Origin of the sequence: Gordonia otitidis, assembly GCF_020735545.1 — a bacterium.
Taxonomy (GTDB): domain Bacteria; phylum Actinomycetota; class Actinomycetes; order Mycobacteriales; family Mycobacteriaceae; genus Gordonia; species Gordonia otitidis.
This window is the reverse complement of record NZ_CP085974.1, coordinates 4,072,864-4,089,582: the sequence shown is the minus strand read 5'-3', so window position 1 is coordinate 4,089,582 and position 16,719 is coordinate 4,072,864. Positions and strand designations below refer to the sequence as shown.

16 protein-coding genes and 2 tRNA genes are annotated in these 16,719 nt (G+C 64.9%); 4 read left to right on the top strand and 14 right to left on the bottom strand.

Features of this window, described 5'->3' with window-relative positions:
- Positions 1-152: 152 nt before the first annotated feature.
- From LK459_RS18750 to LK459_RS18735, 4 genes are all read right to left on the bottom strand, one after another.
- Positions 153-329 (bottom strand): hypothetical protein, encoded by a 177-nt coding sequence (locus LK459_RS18750; RefSeq protein WP_227920007.1) that lies wholly within the window; start codon positions 327-329, stop codon positions 153-155.
- Positions 326-490, bottom strand: coding sequence for a hypothetical protein (locus tag LK459_RS18745; RefSeq protein WP_227920005.1), 165 nt, complete (start codon positions 488-490; stop codon positions 326-328). The genes LK459_RS18750 and LK459_RS18745 overlap by 4 nt, the downstream gene beginning before the upstream one ends.
- A gap of 416 nt (positions 491-906) precedes the next feature.
- Positions 907-979, bottom strand: a tRNA-Asn gene (locus tag LK459_RS18740).
- Between the two features lie 94 nt (positions 980-1,073).
- Positions 1,074-1,147 (bottom strand) — tRNA-Ile (locus LK459_RS18735).
- 306 nt (positions 1,148-1,453) lie between these two features.
- Between LK459_RS18735 and LK459_RS18730 the strand changes: the two genes are divergently transcribed.
- Positions 1,454-1,612 (top strand): hypothetical protein, encoded by a 159-nt coding sequence (locus LK459_RS18730; protein WP_169315792.1) that lies wholly within the window; start codon positions 1,454-1,456, stop codon positions 1,610-1,612.
- Positions 1,613-1,618: 6 nt separating this feature from the next.
- Here LK459_RS18730 and dnaG read toward each other — a convergent pair whose 3' ends face one another.
- On the bottom strand, positions 1,619-3,538 hold the full coding sequence (gene dnaG / locus LK459_RS18725) for a DNA primase (RefSeq protein ID WP_227920004.1): 1,920 nt from the start codon (positions 3,536-3,538) through the stop codon (positions 1,619-1,621).
- A 117-nt stretch (positions 3,539-3,655) separates the two neighbouring features.
- Between dnaG and LK459_RS18720 the strand changes: the two genes are divergently transcribed.
- Positions 3,656-5,878, top strand: a complete 2,223-nt coding sequence (locus LK459_RS18720; RefSeq protein ID WP_227920003.1) for a glycoside hydrolase family 3 C-terminal domain-containing protein — start codon at positions 3,656-3,658, stop codon at positions 5,876-5,878.
- Here LK459_RS18720 and LK459_RS18715 read toward each other — a convergent pair.
- From LK459_RS18715 to LK459_RS18700, 4 genes are all read right to left on the bottom strand, one after another.
- On the bottom strand, positions 5,867-7,153 hold the full coding sequence (locus LK459_RS18715; protein ID WP_227920001.1) for a PE-PPE domain-containing protein: 1,287 nt from the start codon (positions 7,151-7,153) through the stop codon (positions 5,867-5,869). The genes LK459_RS18720 and LK459_RS18715 overlap by 12 nt on opposite strands.
- Before the next feature lie 301 nt (positions 7,154-7,454).
- A complete protein-coding gene (locus LK459_RS18710; protein WP_007237669.1) occupies positions 7,455-8,762 on the bottom strand; it encodes a deoxyguanosinetriphosphate triphosphohydrolase in 1,308 nt (435 codons plus the stop codon).
- Positions 8,755-9,228 (bottom strand): cold-shock protein, encoded by a 474-nt coding sequence (locus tag LK459_RS18705; RefSeq protein ID WP_007237668.1) that lies wholly within the window; start codon positions 9,226-9,228, stop codon positions 8,755-8,757. Before LK459_RS18705 ends, LK459_RS18710 begins: the two co-directional genes overlap by 8 nt.
- Positions 9,229-9,388: 160 nt before the next feature.
- Complete coding sequence (locus LK459_RS18700) at positions 9,389-10,792, bottom strand: glycine--tRNA ligase (protein WP_227920000.1); 1,404 nt, start codon at positions 10,790-10,792, stop codon at positions 9,389-9,391.
- Between the two features lie 210 nt (positions 10,793-11,002).
- On the opposite strand from LK459_RS18700, the gene LK459_RS18695 reads away from it, so the two are divergent.
- Positions 11,003-11,449, top strand: a complete 447-nt coding sequence (locus LK459_RS18695; protein WP_227919999.1) for an ArsR/SmtB family transcription factor — start codon at positions 11,003-11,005, stop codon at positions 11,447-11,449.
- A complete protein-coding gene (locus tag LK459_RS18690) occupies positions 11,446-11,910 on the top strand; it encodes a Fur family transcriptional regulator (protein ID WP_227919998.1) in 465 nt (154 codons plus the stop codon). Before LK459_RS18695 ends, LK459_RS18690 begins: the two co-directional genes overlap by 4 nt.
- 60 nt (positions 11,911-11,970) lie before the next feature.
- Here the strand turns inward: LK459_RS18690 and LK459_RS18685 are convergent, their stop codons facing one another.
- From LK459_RS18685 to era, 5 genes are all read right to left on the bottom strand, one after another.
- Entirely contained in the window at positions 11,971-12,405 is a 435-nt protein-coding gene (locus LK459_RS18685) for a hypothetical protein (RefSeq protein ID WP_227919996.1), read from the bottom strand.
- Between the two features lie 4 nt (positions 12,406-12,409).
- A complete protein-coding gene (locus tag LK459_RS18680) occupies positions 12,410-13,246 on the bottom strand; it encodes an isoprenyl transferase (protein ID WP_007237663.1) in 837 nt (278 codons plus the stop codon).
- Complete coding sequence (gene recO / locus LK459_RS18675) at positions 13,215-14,018, bottom strand: DNA repair protein RecO (RefSeq protein WP_227919995.1); 804 nt, start codon at positions 14,016-14,018, stop codon at positions 13,215-13,217. The genes LK459_RS18680 and recO overlap by 32 nt, the downstream gene beginning before the upstream one ends.
- Positions 14,019-14,091: 73 nt before the next feature.
- The gene (locus LK459_RS18670) at positions 14,092-15,753 is read right to left on the bottom strand and encodes a YhgE/Pip domain-containing protein (protein WP_407648643.1); all 1,662 of its coding nucleotides are present in this window, start codon (positions 15,751-15,753) and stop codon (positions 14,092-14,094) included.
- A gap of 30 nt (positions 15,754-15,783) precedes the next feature.
- Complete coding sequence (gene era / locus LK459_RS18665) at positions 15,784-16,716, bottom strand: GTPase Era (protein WP_227923857.1); 933 nt, start codon at positions 16,714-16,716, stop codon at positions 15,784-15,786.
- Positions 16,717-16,719: the final 3 nt, after the last annotated feature.

The following is a 16,719-nucleotide window of genomic DNA, read 5'->3' as shown; positions in this document are numbered from 1 at the left end:
GAGAAGTCGGGTGGCTGTGTTCTGTCGGTCGGCGGCACCGCGCATGATTCCGAGTAGTGCGGCGACTTCCTCAGTTGATAGGTCGCGGAACCTGACTTGGCCCATCACGCTTTCGAGGTCGCGGAGTAGTTCGGTTCGCAGGGCGCCATCGATCATCGGACGACCTCGAGGTGAGGCCGATAGGTGAGGTCAGTTGCGGGCATGCTGGCCGTGACTGATTCGAGTGCCAATGCGAGTAGCACCATCTGCTCGTCGCTCAGCGGTTCGGAACGAACCCGGTGCAGTGCGTCCGCTGCACGGTCCGCCCAATGCTGGCGGTTGGCAATCATGACCGCACCAATTCGAGTAGCGGAGGTGTGGGGATGAACTCCACACCTAGACGGCGCGCGGCATGTTCAAGCACGACGACAATTGCGGCTACCTCGCTGTCGGTGAGGTCGCCGCGTTTGACGACGGACAGCAGCGCAGCGAGATCTTCGCGCGTGCTCATGAGTCACCCTCACTGCGAGCGTGGCGCGCGTCCCCTCGGTACCTGCCGGATGAGTCCCATAGGTCGTAGAGCCAATCGAGGAAGTCTGAGCAGTTGCCGCCGAGGCCGCTTCGTTCTGTCGCGGTCGGTGGGTACATCGTCGGGGCGCTCATGCGTGCCACCCGAGGTCGATGCAGAGTCGCAGGACGGCGAGCGGGATGAGGTAGAGGGCGACCGTCACGATGATCGTGACGCAGTCAGCAGCTAAGGTGTGATGACGATGCATCGGAATTGCCTCCGGTGAGTCGAGGCCCTGGAAGGTGTGGGAAGCACCAACCGGGGCCGATCTGTTTCACACCGGGCCGCGTATTGCACGCTAGTTGCACGTGCTACACCCTTGAAAGCAAAAAACCGCCTGTGACCAGGCGGTTTTCTTGCTCCCCCAACTGGACTCGAACCAGTAACCGTTCGATTAACAGTCGAATGCTCTGCCAATTGAGCTATGGGGGACTGCTCACGATCCGGGTGCCTCGAAGAGCACCAGAACCGAACGCTGACTCTAGCGTATCGAGTTACACAAGGACAAAACGCCAGGTCAGAACGGTGGGGCGGGCGGGGCTCGAACCCGCGACCTACGGATTATGAGTCCGCGGCTCTAACCAACTGAGCTACCGCCCCGATCGGGCATGTGCCCGAAGCAGAGTACCGCACATGTCCGCCGGCGAGGGTCCGCGGGTAGCGCTCCGCAGGTCGTCGGTGAGCCCCGGCCTCACCCCTCCCGGTGTCGCCGGATCGACGACCGCGCGCGGGTCGCCATCGAGTGACTGACGCCACTTTTCGCCCGCGTCGAGGAAAACCTCCCGTCAACTGGCCGATCGGTCAGGTAGCGCACCATACTTTCGGTAGGCCGTCAGGCCTCCTGTCCAGGCCGCTTCGCCGTTGCAGCGCCATCACCACCTGCCCGAGCCTCGAGGAGGCGAGACGATGAGTGCAGACCATATCTGGGGATGTCCCCGACCCACACCTGACCGCTGCTCAGGCGCCCACACGTACTCCGGCGGTTGCCGATACAACTCCGAGGATCCCCATCGGCCGATGTTCCCCGAGGAACTCCGCCCCGGTGGCAGGCTCAACGCCGCCTGACCACGCTCATCCGGCGTCGACGACAGGGTCGACGGCCTGCTCGAGCAGGCTGCGCCGATACGCTTCCAGGGCGACGAGGTCGCCGAACACCGCGTGGTATCCGTCGGGGTCGTCCGAGGGCGCCATACGTCGCAACCGCGACTTGATGTCGGCGATCTGCGACCCGACCCAGACCTCCTGCAAACGTGCCAGGACGCTGCCGATGTAGCGCGGGATGTTCTGCTCGCTGACCGGCATGGGTTCGACGGCGAGTTCGGTCACGATCGGTCCGACGACAGGGTTGTCTATCTCGTGGTTGACGGCGTCGATCCATTCGGTACCGCCCATGCCCGATGACGTTCCGCCCAACGCCGACATCGCATTCCGGACCACGGTGTAGGCAGGCTCGGTGAAGCACTCCTCAGGAAGCGAGTCGAAGACGGTCCCCGCGATAGCCGGGTATTGCAGTGCGGCCTTGAGCGCCTCGCGCTGCGGCCACAGCCGGGGATCGTCGGGACTCGGACGACCCGGACCGGGCGCCTTCTGCGCCTCTGGCCGGTCGCGTCGCATCTGTCGTCCCCGACCACTAGCCGATGGACGGCCGTGCGCACGGGAGACGCGTGCGCCCTCCTCACGGACCCGAGCCAGGACCTGTCCCACTTCCTCCCAGCCGACCCAACCGGCGAGTTGGCGCGCGTACTCGTCGCGTAGAGCCACGTCCTTGATCCGCGCCACCACCGGCACGGTGTCGCGCAGCGCGTGCACGCGACCCTCTGCGGTGTTGAGATCGAATCCCGCCAGAACCGCCTTGATGGCGAACTCGAACATCGGAACCCGGCGAGCGATGAGATCACGGACAGCCGCGTCGCCACGCTCCTGGCGCAATTCGCACGGGTCCATCCCCTCGGGCGCGATCGCGACGAAGGTCTGGCCCGCGATGGACTGCTCTCCTTCGAAAGCCTTGAGAGCAGCGGCTTTTCCGGCCTCATCGCCGTCGAAGGTGTAGATCACCTCGCCCCGGAAGTAGGAATCATCCATCATCAGTCTGCGGATGAGCGCCAGGTGATCCTCACCGAACGCGGTACCGCACGAGGCGACGGCGGTCGTGACGCCCGACATGTGCATGGCCATCACGTCGGTGTAGCCCTCGACCACGACAACCTGATGACTCTTCGCGATGTTCTTCTTGGCGTGGTCGAGCCCGAACAGCACCTGAGACTTCTTGTACAGCATGGTCTCCGGGGTGTTCATGTACTTGCCGAGGTTGTCGTCGTCGAACAGCTTGCGAGCTCCGAAACCGATGATGTCTCCACCGAGATTGCGGATGGGCCACAGAAGGCGACGATGGAACCTGTCGATGGGCCCCTTGCGTCCCTGTTTCGACAGGCCGGCGGCCTCGAGCTCGGCGAACTCGAAACCTTCCGAGAGTAACGCCTTGGTCATGGTGTCCCAGCCCGCAGGCGCATACCCGCAACCGAAGGTCGCGGCCGCGGCGGCATCGAAGTTCCGCTCGGTGAGGTAATCGCGGGCAGGCTGTGCATCCGGCGACCGCAACTGGGCGGCGTAGAACTTCTGGGCTGCGGCGTTTGCGGCGACCAATCGCGCTCGGGTGCCGCGATCTCGGGCGACCGACGTCCCCCCGCCCTCGTAGTGGATCTGGTAGCCGATCCGGTCGGCGAGTTGCTCGACCGCCTCCACGAAGCTGACGTGTTCCTGTTTCTGCAGGAAGCTGTAGACGTCGCCGCCCTCCCCGCACCCGAAGCAGTGGAAGTGCCCATGATGTGGACGGACGTGGAATGAGGGGGTCTTCTCGTCGTGGAAGGGACACAATCCCTTGAGTCGATCGGCACCCGCCGGACGTAGCGCGACGTAGTCGCCGATGACTTCCTCGATGCGTGTCTGCTCACGGATCGCCGTGATGTCACGATCGGGAATTCGGCCTGCCACGAACTCAGTGTAGTGACCCGGCGATCGACCGCGTCCGCAACGTCCACAGGCTTCCGACGTCGAATCGGCTACCGTCGATGGTGAGGGGGGCACGAGTCGTCGCACCGAGGAGTACTCATGGCTACACCGTCGTTGTCCACCGCGCAGCAAGCCCGGCTCACCAGTGGCAAGAACTTCTGGCAGACGAAATCAGAAGGTGGAGTGCCGTCGATCGCGATGACTGACGGCCCCAACGGACTCCGCAAACAAGAGGGCTCCGCCGATGCCCTGGGCCTGTCGCAGAGCGTTCCCGCAACGTGCTTCCCGCCTGCGGTCGGACTGTCCCAGACATGGAACCCCGAACTCGCAGCGCGTATCGGAGAGGCCATCGGTACCGAAGCGCTCGCCCGGCAGGTGTCGGTCGTGCTCGGTCCCGGCGTGAACCTCAAGCGCTCCCCTCTCGGCGGCCGCAACTTCGAGTACTACTCGGAGGATCCGGTGCTGTCCGGCGCATTCGGGGAGGCATGGGTGCGAGGAATCCAGAGCGTCGACGTCGGGGCGTCGCTGAAGCACTTCGCCGCCAACAATCAGGAAACCGATCGCATGCGGGTCAGCGCGGCAATCGACGAACGCACGCTGCACGAACTGTATCTCCGCGCGTTCGGCCACATCGTACGTACGGCGCGTCCATGGACAGTGATGTGCTCGTACAACCGCATCAACGGTGTCCACGCGAGCGAGAGCCGCGAGCTGCTCACCGGAATCCTGCGTGACACATGGGGATTCGACGGTGTGGTCGTCAGCGACTGGGGAGCCGTCGTCGACAGGGTCCGCTCGGTGGCCGCAGGACTCGATCTGATGATGCCGTTCGGTGGCGACGAACTCGACGACGACGTCATAGCGGCGGTCGACGACGGGCGTCTCGATCCCGAGGCGTTGTCCGAGTCGGCCAACCGCATGATCGCGCTCGCCGAGCGTGCGGCACCGCACATCCGGTCGGAGAACGGCACGTTCGACACCGACGCCCACCACGCGCTCGCGCGTGACGTAGCCGCGCAGGCGATCGTGCTACTGCGTAACGATGACGATCTCCTCCCCTTCGACAGCGCCGAGTCACTGGCAGTCATCGGCACACTGGCCGCCGAACCCCGCTATCAGGGCGGCGGTTCGTCGAAGGTCAACGCCACCAAAGTCGACATCCCGCTCGACGAGATCAAGAGCCATGCCGGCTCGGAGGTGGTCTACGCGCCCGGCTACACCACCGACGACAACGACTCCCACCAGCGCAGCGAGCTGATCTCCGACGCTGTGGCAGCCGCGCGGTCGGCGACGAATGTCGTGCTGTTCCTCGGGCTCGACGAGCACCAGGAGTCGGAAGGTTTCGACAGGACCACGATCGACCTGCCGTCCGATCAGATCGAACTCGCACAAGCCGTCCTCGCCGCGAACCCCCGTACAGCCGTCGTGCTCTCCCGGGGCGGTGTGCTCCGGGTCGCCCCGTTACTTGCGCCCGCGATCCTCGACGGCGCTCTTCTCGGTCAGGCCGGTGGGGGTGCCATCGCCGACGTCCTGTTCGGCGTGGTGAATCCGTCGGGGAGGCTCTCGGAGACGATCCCGCTGCAACTCGAGGACAACCCCAGCTACCTGAACTTCCCCGGCGAGTTCCAGCACGTCACCTATGGCGAGGGACTGTTCATCGGCTACCGCTGGTACGACGCACGCAAGATGAACATCTCTTACCCGTTCGGACACGGCTTGTCCTACACCGATTTCGACTACCGCGACCTCTCGGTTACTGCCTCCACCGAGGGTCTGACGGTCGAGGTGACCATCGCGAACGTCGGGAAGGTCGACGGCCGCGAGGTCGTCCAGGTCTACTCGGGCATGGAGAAGTCATCCGTCGCGCGACCGGTGCGAGAACTGAAAGCTTTTGCGAGCGTCGACGTCAAGGCGGGCGGGGAACAACGCGTCAGCATAGAGGTGCCACGGGATGTTCTGGCGTACTGGGATGTTCGCGTCCACAGGTTCGTCGTCGAGGGCGGAACCTATCGGATCGACGTCGGTGCGTCGAGTCGCGACATTCGTCTGCACGCCGACGTCGACGTCGACGGGGACGAGATCCACCTTCCGCTCACCACGAACTCGACGATCGCCGAGGTGGTGTCGGTTCCCGACGGGAAGGATGCGCTGACCGAGCTGGTCAAGAGCTCCTTCCCCGATGCCACCGAAGGCGACGGACCGGGACTACTGGCCATGGTGGGTTCGGTTCCGGTCGACAGGCTGCCCGAGTTCACCACTGGCACGGTCACGAAGAAGGCGTTGGCGGAGAAGCTCGACGCGATCAACAACTCAGCCGACTGACGTCGACGCCCCTGTCGCAGTTGCGGCGCCGGTGCTTCCGGGCGAGATCGCCTTCGGGGCGACGGACTCGGACGCACCGGCCTTCGCTGTGTCGGTCGCGGATGCGTCAGCCGAACCCGCTTGCGGGGTGGTGTCCGTCGGTGCCTGGACCGTCGGGCCGTCCGGTGTCGCCGCGTCCGGTGCGCTGTTGTCGGGAACCGACGGTGCACTGTTGTCGGGAACCGACGGTGCACTGTTGTCGGGAACCGACGGTGCACTGTTGTCGGGAACCGACGGTGACGTGGGCGCCGGGACCGACGGTGTGGCCGCGGTCTGCGGTGCGGTGGAGGTCGGGGTGACGACTGGTGGCACCTCCGTGGCCGACGAAGTATCGGGCACCTGCGCGTCGCTCGCATGCGCACTCCCGTCGTCTCTTGCTGACCGCGACTCGGTGGATTCGGTTGCGTCCCACCGGGCTTCACCGGCCGCTTCGGTCGATGACGCGGCCGAACTGCCACTCACCGCGTCGGCCTCCGCCTTCGTCTGGGGGTGGTCATAGGCGCCGTCGACGATCTTCTTCAGCGGGCCGTTGAGGGCGTCCGCGACAGCACCCAGCCCCATCACACGCAATGGCTGCAGGAGGGGCAGATCCTCGGACGGGATCATCACGTACGTGGTGTTCCCGATCGTCCAGGTGACGTTGGCCGGATCGTCTGGATCGGCGTCGACGTAAGCGATCGGGTGGACATACATCATCCCGGCGATCGCATTCGCGTAGGCGAGGAGATTGACGTGCGTCGGCCAGTCTGCCCAACCGTCGTACTGCCGCCAGATCTCGGTGACCGCATATCCCGAGTCCGTGGGAGTTTTCGGCAGCCACGGCGCGCTGTAAGTGTTTTCCGGATTACCGACGAACACGAATGAGGTACTCGCAGCAGGCGCATACGACGACGCATTCTCCCCAAGATTCCGCAGCCAGAATGCTGCGACCTGCGCACCCTGTGAGTATCCGAATACGACGACCCGCTTGTCGCCGTCGGTGCGTAGCGTCTTGTCCAACGAACCGGCGCCGATCGAGATCGGACCGACTTCCCCGATCACCCCGCGCAGATGAGACGGGTCGAGTGCTGCAGGCGTCCAGACCGCCGTACACCCGGGACCGGCCTTTGCACATGCACCCCGGAACAGGGTCTTCATCACGGGAAAGATGTTGTAATCCAAGGGCTCCAGCGTGTAGATGTGCGTGCCCGACGACGGTTCCGGCAACACCGAGGCTGCCGCGCGCGGGCTACCCACGACGAGCGCCACCGCGGTGACAGCGCACGCGAGGGCAGCGACGAGCCCAGATCGTCTGGAAGGCGTGCGAGACAGAGCAGTCGACCGAGTGGGAGATCTCATCCGGTGGAGCCTTTCGCGAAGCCCCCGGCGGTTTGCCTCCCAAACAGGACAATACACAGTGTTCTGTGCATCACAAGCGCGATGAGTGAAACATCGGGTGAATCCGGCCTGGATTGCCTCTCGATACCGCCGGAATCGCCAAACCCGCCCGCCGGAAAAAGCGCTCAGGAATCCGCGAAAACGTGTCGATGGAAACCGATCAGCCCAGATGCGCCTGAGCGCCGGAGTTCTGCTTGTCCATCCGTTCGAGGCGGCCTTCGGTCATCGATGCGATCTGATCGACGACGACGCGCAGTCGTGCGGCATCCGTTTCCGCGGCCTGCCACGTGGGCACGAAGATCGGATCGAGCCCTCCCGGCGCCGCAACTGTCAGCCAGCCGGCCACACGATGAATGCGTTCGCGCTGACGGGCTTGGTGCGACTTGTGTCGCTCGTTGGAGAAGATGAACCGCAGAGCAAGAGTCTTGAGTATCGCGACCTCGGCGGCGATCAGCGGTGGCACAGTCAGGTCGGCATCGTACCGGGAGAGGGATCTGCCGCCCACGTGCTCGCGGGTACCGGTGATCGCCGCCGACGCGAACCTCCCGATGAGTTCGCTGGTGAGGCGTTTCAACCGGACCGACGCGTCCAGGCTCCCATCGAACACCCCGACAGCCCGCACGATATCCATACGGGACAACCTCCCGGCAGCGTCGATCAGCGGCTCCGGCTCGAGCTCGGGGAACTCCGCGACGCCGATCGCGGCCAGAGTCCGCTGGTCGTCGGGGTCGCCGAGAGACCGCAGATCGATTCGATTGGCGATCACTCCGTCCTCGAGGTCGTGGACGGAGTAGGCGACATCGTCTGACCAGTCCATGACCTGGGCCTCGATGCACTGACGATCACCAGGCGCACCCTGGCGAACCCACGCAAGCGTGGCCGCGTCGTCGTCGTATGCGCCGAACTTGCGAGCAGGCGGCCGTCGCAGCCAGGGGTATTTCAGCGTGGCGTCCAATGACGCACGGGTCAGATTCAAACCCGCGGACGCCCCGTCGGCGTCGAGGAGTTTGGGCTCGAGCCGGGTCAGGATGCGAAGGTTCTGTGCGTTGCCCTCGAATCCGCCGATGTCCGCGGCTACCTCGTTGAGCGCGCGTTCGCCGTTGTGCCCGTATGGGGGATGCCCGATGTCGTGGGCCAGACCAGCGAGTTCGACGAGATCGGGTTCACAACCGAGCCCGATCGCGATCCCCCGACCTATCTGCCCCACCTCGAGCGAATGCGTGAGCCGCGTGCGCGGGGTGTCGCCCTCGCGGGGTCCGACAACCTGTGTCTTGTCGGCGAGGCGACGCAGCGCAGCCGAGTGGAGTACGCGCGCGCGATCGCGCGCGTACTCGCTTCGGTGGTCGGTCCTCGTACCGGGCAGGCTGGCGGTCTTGGCGCCCTCACGGACGATGCGCTCGATGGCCTCCTCGCCGTATTCGGCTGTCGGAGGGATGCCGGTCCGACCCGTGAGCGGGGTACTAGTCAAGCACCCAGCCCCGGCCGACCGCGAAGTCGGTGACCCGCTGCCGGATGGCGACGATCTGCTTGGCGGTCAAATCGCCCGAGGCGTCGAGGAGCACCTCGGTGATCTCCTCGGTGAATGCTGCGGCGTCCAATGAGCCGCCGTTGCCGCGCGGCCGACGCCGGTCGGTTCCATGCGATCGATCCGCGCCATGCGAACGGCCGTGATGATCGTGTGAGTCACGGCGATGCGGACGCGACGACCCGGACTCGTCGGCGGGTGCTTCCTCGGTCACCGCAACGTTGACCGCTTTGGCTCCCCGGTCTGTCTCCTCGATGTCGAACGAGACCTTGGCACCCGGCTTCAGCGAGTCCTCGTCGATGTCGATGTCGTTGATGTGCAGGAACACGTCGGCCCCACCCGACTCGGGGGCCAGAAAGCCGAATCCCCTGTTCGTGTCGTAATGCACGACTTTCCCGGTGACCGCCACGACTCCACTCACTCTCCTCGCCGCCTGCTCAGACCCCGTGTCCGATCACGTACGGCAACTCTTCTCAATTGTGACAGACCACCGCAGGTCAAGCCCAGTCAACGACGGACGGTCACCGCCCGCGACGACGGATCAGACGACATGTCGGTCGGGTCTGTTGTCACGACCCGAGCAGCTTGCTCCCCAGGTACTCGACGACACGGTCGAGTGCGATCCGCTCCTGGCTCATCGTGTCCCGTTCGCGAATGGTGACGGCCTGGTCGTCGAGGGTGTCGAAATCGACCGTCACGCAGAACGGGGTTCCCACCTCGTCCTGCCTGCGGTAGCGCTTGCCGATTCCCTGCGCGTCGTCGAAGTCGACGTTCCAGTACTTGCGCAGTTCCGCGGCGAGATCCTTGGCCTTCGGCGAGAGCTTCTCGTTGCGTGAGAGCGGGAGCACCGCGACCTTGACCGGGGCCAGGCGACGATCGAGGCGCAACACTGTGCGGGTGTCGGTGCCGCCCTTGGCATTCGGCACCTCCTCCTCGGTCAGTGCGTCGCAGAGGAATGCCATCACCGAACGGGTCAGGCCTGCTGCGGGTTCGATCACGTAGGGGGTGTAGCGCTCGCCGGTCGCCTGGTCGAAGAACGACAGATCTTCCCCCGAGTGCTTGGCGTGGGTCGACAGGTCGAAGTCGGTCCGGTTGGCCACGCCCTCGAGCTCGCCCCACGGGTTACCGGAGAAGCCGAACTTGTACTCGACGTCGACGGTGCGCTTGGAGTAGTGCGACAGCTTCTCTTTCGGGTGGTCGTAGAGCCGGAGGTTGTCCGGGTCGATACCGAGATCGGTGTACCAGGCGAACCGCTGATCGATCCAGTACTGGTGCCACTCCTCGTCCTCCCCCGGCTTGACGAAGAACTCCATCTCCATCTGCTCGAACTCGCGGGTGCGGAAGATGAAGTTGCCCGGGGTGATCTCGTTGCGGAAGCTCTTACCGATCTGCGCGATGCCGAACGGCGGCTTCTTGCGCGATGTCGTCATCACGTTCTTGAAATTGACGAAGATGCCTTGAGCCGTCTCCGGGCGCAGGTAGTGCAGCCCCTCCTCGTCGTCGACGGGTCCGAGGTAGGTCTTCATCAAGCCGCTGAACGCGCGCGGCTCGGTCCAGTTGCCCGGCTGACCGGTGTCCGGGTCGTTGATATCGGCCAGGCCGTTCTCCGGCGGATGCCCGTGCTTGGCCTCGTATGCCTCGATCAGATGGTCGGCGCGGAACCGCTTGTGGGTGTAGAGCGATTCGACGAGGGGATCGGTGAAGACCTCGACGTGGCCGCTGGCCTCCCACACCGGCCGCGGGAGGATGACCGACGAATCGAGGCCGACGACGTCGTCGCGGCTGGTGACCATGCTCCGCCACCACTGACGCTTGATGTTCTCCTTGAGCTCGACGCCGAGCGGGCCATAGTCCCATGCCGACCGCGTGCCGCCGTAGATCTCGCCACTCGGGTACACCAGACCTCGACGCTTGGCGAGGTTGACGACGGCTTCGACTTTGGACGGGGCAGCATTCGACGGGCGGGAGGCCACAGGGATCGTTTCTCCACGGACGTTGGGACAGGTCACGAGCATCTCACCGGCACTCGACCGGCAACCCCTACAGCGTAGCCGTCGCCCCACGACGCCTGAGGGGCCCCGTCGAGCGCTGGACACCTGGAGCGTCGACGATCAGGACGCACGGCGGCACTACACCTCGGGGCGCCGATCACAAATGACAACCACTTCCCATAAGATGGAGTGATGGAAACGCGCGGCCACTGTTCACAGAGCGTAGGCACCTGCGATGTTCATGCTCGTGAAGCGGCAAGCGATCTGCTCAGAGCGCTCGCGTCGCCGACGCGCATCGCCATCGTGCTGTCGCTACAGGAGAATGCCCGCTGCGTCCACGAACTCGTCGGCTCGCTGGGCCTGAGCCAACCACTGGTCAGTCAGCACCTCCGGGTACTCAAGGACGCGGGCGTCGTGCGCGGCGAGCGCAATGGTCGCGAGATCATGTATTCGCTGATCGACGATCACCTCGCCCACATCGTCACCGACGCGCTCGCGCACGCAACCGAGCCGCACAGCGCACGAGGCCCCGGCGTCAGCGCGGAAAACACCGCTGAAGAGGACACCACTGCGGAAGAAGCCTCTGCACACGAGGTTGCACCACGGGCCCATACTCCCAACGACGAAGTGAACCGATGAGCAGCACCGAGACCACAGCACCTAATGACGTCCCCGACGTCGAGGACTCCGCCGCGCGGGCGCGGCCCGTGACGGGAGTACGTTCCACCCGCCAACGGGCCGCGATCGCCGACGCGCTCTCCGACGGAGACGACTTCAGGTCGGCGCAGGAGCTGCACGAGGAGCTCAAGGCACGTGGCGAGTCGATCGGATTGACCACGGTCTACCGAAACCTGCAGGCACTGAGCCAGGCTGGCCAGATCGACGCTCTCTGGGACGGTACGGGCGAGATGCGCTACCGCAACTGTTCGTCTGTGCATCACCACCACCTCGTGTGTCGCGTCTGTGGCACGACTGTCGAGGTGCAGGCCGAACCCGTGGAGCGCTGGGCAGCCGCCATCGCCGCCGAACACGGCTTCAGCGAGATCCACCACACCGTCGAGGTGTTCGGGGTGTGCGCCGGGTGCCGCGCCACCGACTGACTCCCTGACCTCGCACTCCCTGACCTCGCACCGTTGTCCGAGCTCGGATGTTCGGCGGTTTCAGCTCGCGTCGACCAGCTTGCGGGCGATGTCGTCCCCCGCGGACAACACGATGTGCAGCACTGTCAGCAACGGGATGTCTGCGAGTCCGCCGACCGGAAACGTGTAGTACTGCAACACATCTGTCGTCACGCCAGTCGGATCGGAACGACGCAGATTTCCGAAGCTCAGCGTCGCGTCGAGTTCCTCGACGTCATCCCGGAGCGCGTCGGTGTTGGGCAGGTTGAGAGCCAGCAACTGCGTCACCGAGACCACGCGCAGGTCCTCGGCGAGCGCTATCACCCGAACAGAAGCGCGCGTCACCCCGACCTGCACAACCGCCGATTCGTCGTCGGTGTCGCCGACGTCGCCGATCTCGTCCAGCAGCGCGGCAACCCTGGCCACCAGCTCGTGCTGCGCGTCAACCGAGTCCGCGCCTTCCTCAGCACTCATCATCCGATCACTCCGTCGTCATCACTCCGCCGAACCGGCGGTCACGCGACGCGTACTCGACGCATGCGGCCCACAGGTCGCGTCGATCGAAGTCGGGAAAGAGCTTCTCCTGGTACACCATCTCGGCGTAGGCCGACTGCCACAGCAAGAAGTTGGAGATACGCTTCTCCCCCGAAGGCCGGAGGAACAGGTCGACGTCGGGCATGTCGGGTTCGTCGAGGTATTTCGCGAACGACGCTTCGCTGATCCGTTCCGGGTCGATCTCACCTGCGAGGGCGCGCCGTGCGATTTCTTTTGCCGCATCAGCGATTTCGGCCCGCCCGCCGTAGTTGACGCACATGGTGAGAGTCATGACCGTGTTGTCGGCGGTCAGCTCCTCGGCGACCTCGAGTTCTTTGATCACGCTGCGCCACAAGCGGGGTCGGCGACCGGCCCAGCGGACCCGCACACCCATTTCGTTCATCTCGTCGCGACGGCGTCGGATCACATCGCGATTGAAACCCATCAGAAATCGGACCTCGTCGGGGCTACGCGACCAGTTCTCCGTCGAGAAGGCGTACGCCGACAACCATGTGACTCCCATTTCGATACAGCCGCAGACGGTGTCCATGAGGACTGCTTCGCCGCGTTTGTGGCCCTCGGTGCGGGGAAGGCCCCGCTCGGTGGCCCACCGCCCATTGCCGTCCATCACCAGCGCGACATGCCGAGGAATCAGCTCCGCGGGAAGCGCGGGCGGCGTCGCTCCGCTGGGGTGCGGGTCAGGCGGCCGGATGTCGCGTCGACGATCCTGCGCGGCAGCCGCCCTGACACGTTCATCCCGAGCTGACCGCGGCCGTAGCGCCATCGCCGACTCCTCTCACATTCGGTGAAACCAGACTATGAGGGGCGGTGCGTTCGATGAGCGGCAGGGTGCGCAACTGCCGCTCGAGATGCCACTGCAGATGCGCGGCGACCAGTCCACTGGCCTGGCGTCGTAACGACTCCGTCGCGTCGGTGGTGTGTTCCCACTGTCCCCGATACAGCGCATCCATCAGGTCGAGCACACCAGGTGACGGCGTCGCGGCGCCCGGTGGACGGCAATGCAGGCACACTGCTCCGCCCGCGGCGACGTGGAAGGCCCGATGTGGTCCCGGCTGTGCGCACCGCGCGCACACATCCAACGCGGGCATCCAGCCCGCACACTGCATCGCCCTGAGCAGGAAGGCGTCGAGGATCAATCCACCCGGCCGTCGATCGTCGGCGAGCGCTTCGAGAGCACCGACTGTGAGGCGGTGCAACTGTGCCGCAGGCGCACGTTCTTCACCGGCAAGTCGTTCCGCGGTCTCGAGGACGGCGCACGCGGTGGTGTAGCGCGCGTAGTCGGCGACGATCGCGTCGGCAAACGCGTGGATCGAGTGGACCTGGGTGACGACGTCGAGATTGCGCCCCGGATAGAGGTGGATGTCGACGTGGGCGAACGGTTCGAGCCGGGCGCCGAACTTCGACCGCGTCCGCCGCACACCCTTGGCGACCGCGCGCACCAATCCGTGCTCCGCGGTCAACAACGTGATGATGCGGTCGGCCTCACCGAGCTTGTGCTGGCGCAGGACCACCGCCTCATCCTGGTAGAACCTCACCGCGCCATTCTTCCACCGGGTACCGACAACACCGACGTGACATGCCGCTGACGGGACGTCCGCGGGTGTCGATCTAGTCCCCGCCGGCCTCCGTGCCGTCCCGACTGTGCCGCGCTGTCGTCGCGGTGGCCACCGAGTTCCGACTACGCTCACTCACGCCGACGACGCCTGCGACGTGCTGCGGTGCAGGGGTGGTGATCGTCGGCAGGCTACCGCTGCCGCCGTCCAACAACTTCGCCATTCGCGGGCTCAGCCGCATGCCGCCGGGGAACCGGTGCCATCCCTTGTGGTCGTAATACCTGGTTCCGCCCCATCCGAGCAGAAGTCCCACTGCCAGTCCGACGAAGGTCTGGATCACCGCACGTCCCAGACCTGCATCCCAGTCCGCGTCGAAGTACAGAATCGCGCGGACACCGAGGTAGACAAGGTGCATCGGCTCGAACGCGGCGATCCACGCGAAGATGCGTGGACTGGCCTCCAACGGGACTGTTCCACCCGACGACGGCAGACCGAGGATCACGAAGAACACCAGGTTGAGGATCAGCCCAGGATTGCCGAACACGGCCATGGCCGATGCCGAGGACACACCGACGGCGAAGATCACCAGCACCGAATAGGTCCACAGCACGAACGCATTCGGTAGCGACGTCCCCACCGCGGTGCACACACCTATGTAGAGAGCCGATTGGATGAACGCGATCAGCAGCATGATCGTCCATTTGGCGGCGAGTGTGCCCCAGCGGGAAATGGCCAGCCGAACCCGTAGTTGGTAGAACGGGCCGAACTCGATCGGCGTCTGGCCCAGTGCGGCGTCGACGACGATGCTCACCATCATGGCGCCGGTGAATCCGGCGAGGATCAGCAACAGCGTGAAATAGAAGGCCGACAGTCCGTTGCCCGATCCGTCGGGTAGCGGATTGGGTTCGACGGTCTGCACGTCGACGGGCTGCGACAGCGCCAGCTGAGCGGCGCCGGTGAACGGCACGTTCGCCTTCGCGAGCTGTTCGCGCACCGACGCCGTCAACTGATCGCCGACCTGTTTGTTGACCTGCGCTGACACCCGCTGCGAGAACGTCGTCGTGATCGCGGAGGCGAACGTACCCGACCCGCGATTGATGTAGATGTCGATCGAGAGCTTCTCCGGCTTCGCCTGCAGCACAGCCGCCTGCCCCAGAGCCACAGCACGATTGGTGAAGTTCGGGCTGATGAGGACGACCCCGTAGACCTTGCCACTGTTCAACTCGTTGAGAGCGGTGGTCCGATCGGTTTGGTGGACGGCGATGCCACTCTTGGCCGCCTCGTCGGTGATGCCCTTGGCGATCTGGTCACCGTAGTTCTGTTTGTCGCTGCCGCCGTCGGCGTTGGGGACCTCACCGCCGTTGTCCTGGTTCGACAGGGCGATCGGGAAGTCGTGCAGGTTGCCCTCGGGGTCGGCGATCGCACCCATGTAGAGCGCCGACATGAAGGACATGATGACCACGACGAGAAGCAGCGGGGCCAGCCAGAACTTGGGGGCGCCGAGGACCTCCGAGATCGTGCCGACTGCCTGTTCCTCGTGAGGCGCCTTGTCCACCGGCGTCGACTCTTCGTGTGCGACGTCGGCAGAGCGGTCGGTCGTCTCCGTCCCGATGCTGCTCTCCGGATCCACCGAATCACTGCTCGTCGACTCGTCGTGCGTGACGTCGGCATCGTCGGCGGAGCCGGCCCCATCAGTCGTTTCTTCGTGCTTACCCACTGCGTCCTACCTCCTTCGAGAGATCGGCGGTCAGAAGCCCATTCGTCCCAACTGTTTGGGGTCTCGCTGCCAGTCCTTGGCCACCTTCACATGCAGATCCAGATACACCTTCACCCCCAACAGGCGCTCGATCTGGGCACGAGCAGTGGTACCCACCTGCTTGAGCCGCGCGCCCTTGTGTCCGATGATGATGCCCTTCTGGCTGTCGCGCTCCACGTAGAGGATGGCGTGGACGTCGACCATGGGCGCCTGATCGGGGCGGCGATCCTCACGCGGGATGATCTCCTCGATCACCACCGCCAGCGAGTGTGGTAGTTCGTCGTGCACTCCCTCGAGGGCGGCCTCGCGGATGAACTCCGCCATCAGCACCTGTTCGGGCTCGTCGGTCAGTTCACCGTCCGGGTAGAACGCCGGCCCGGGTTCCATCAACGACACCAGGACGTCGGTGAGTACGTCGAGTTGCTGGCCGCTCGTCGCCGACACCGGCACCACTTCGGAGTCAGTGCCCAGCAGTTCGCTCAGCGCGAGCAACTGCGCGGCGACCTTGTCCGGTGTCACACGATCGATCTTGGTGACGACGCCGACGACGGTGGTCTTCGGGGCCATCTGGCGCACCTGCGACACGATCCACCGGTCGCCCGGACCTATCGCCTCGTCAGCGGGTATGCAGATTCCGATCACGTCGACTTCTGAATATGTATCCCGGACAAGATCATTGAGACGTTGCCCGAGCAGCGTGCGCGGTCGGTGCAGGCCAGGAGTGTCGACGATGATCAGTTGAGCATCGGGTCGATTGACGATGCCGCGGATCGTGTGGCGGGTCGTCTGGGGACGATTGGACGTGATTGCGATCTTCTCGCCGACGAGCGCGTTGGTCAGCGTCGACTTGCCGGTATTGGGCCTGCCGACGAAACAGACGAAGCCTGATCGGAACTCAGCCGAACCGTGGTCGCCCCCGTTCATCTC

What these genes read in the sequence shown, in the direction of transcription:
- LK459_RS18690 (WP_227919998.1), top strand. Translation starts at nt 11,446, where the DNA reads ATGAGCAGCACCGAGACCACAGCACCTAATGACGTCCCCGACGTCGAG.
- LK459_RS18750 (WP_227920007.1), bottom strand. Translation starts at nt 329, where the DNA reads ATGATTGCCAACCGCCAGCATTGGGCGGACCGTGCAGCGGACGCACTG.
- LK459_RS18745 (WP_227920005.1), bottom strand. Translation starts at nt 490, where the DNA reads ATGAGCACGCGCGAAGATCTCGCTGCGCTGCTGTCCGTCGTCAAACGC.
- LK459_RS18685 (WP_227919996.1), bottom strand. Translation starts at nt 12,405, where the DNA reads ATGATGAGTGCTGAGGAAGGCGCGGACTCGGTTGACGCGCAGCACGAG.
- LK459_RS18695 (WP_227919999.1), top strand. Translation starts at nt 11,003, where the DNA reads ATGGAAACGCGCGGCCACTGTTCACAGAGCGTAGGCACCTGCGATGTT.
- LK459_RS18680 (WP_007237663.1), bottom strand. Translation starts at nt 13,246, where the DNA reads ATGGCGCTACGGCCGCGGTCAGCTCGGGATGAACGTGTCAGGGCGGCT.
- LK459_RS18720 (WP_227920003.1), top strand. Translation starts at nt 3,656, where the DNA reads ATGGCTACACCGTCGTTGTCCACCGCGCAGCAAGCCCGGCTCACCAGT.
- era (WP_227923857.1), bottom strand. Translation starts at nt 16,716, where the DNA reads ATGAACGGGGGCGACCACGGTTCGGCTGAGTTCCGATCAGGCTTCGTC.
- LK459_RS18730 (WP_169315792.1), top strand. Translation starts at nt 1,454, where the DNA reads ATGAGTGCAGACCATATCTGGGGATGTCCCCGACCCACACCTGACCGC.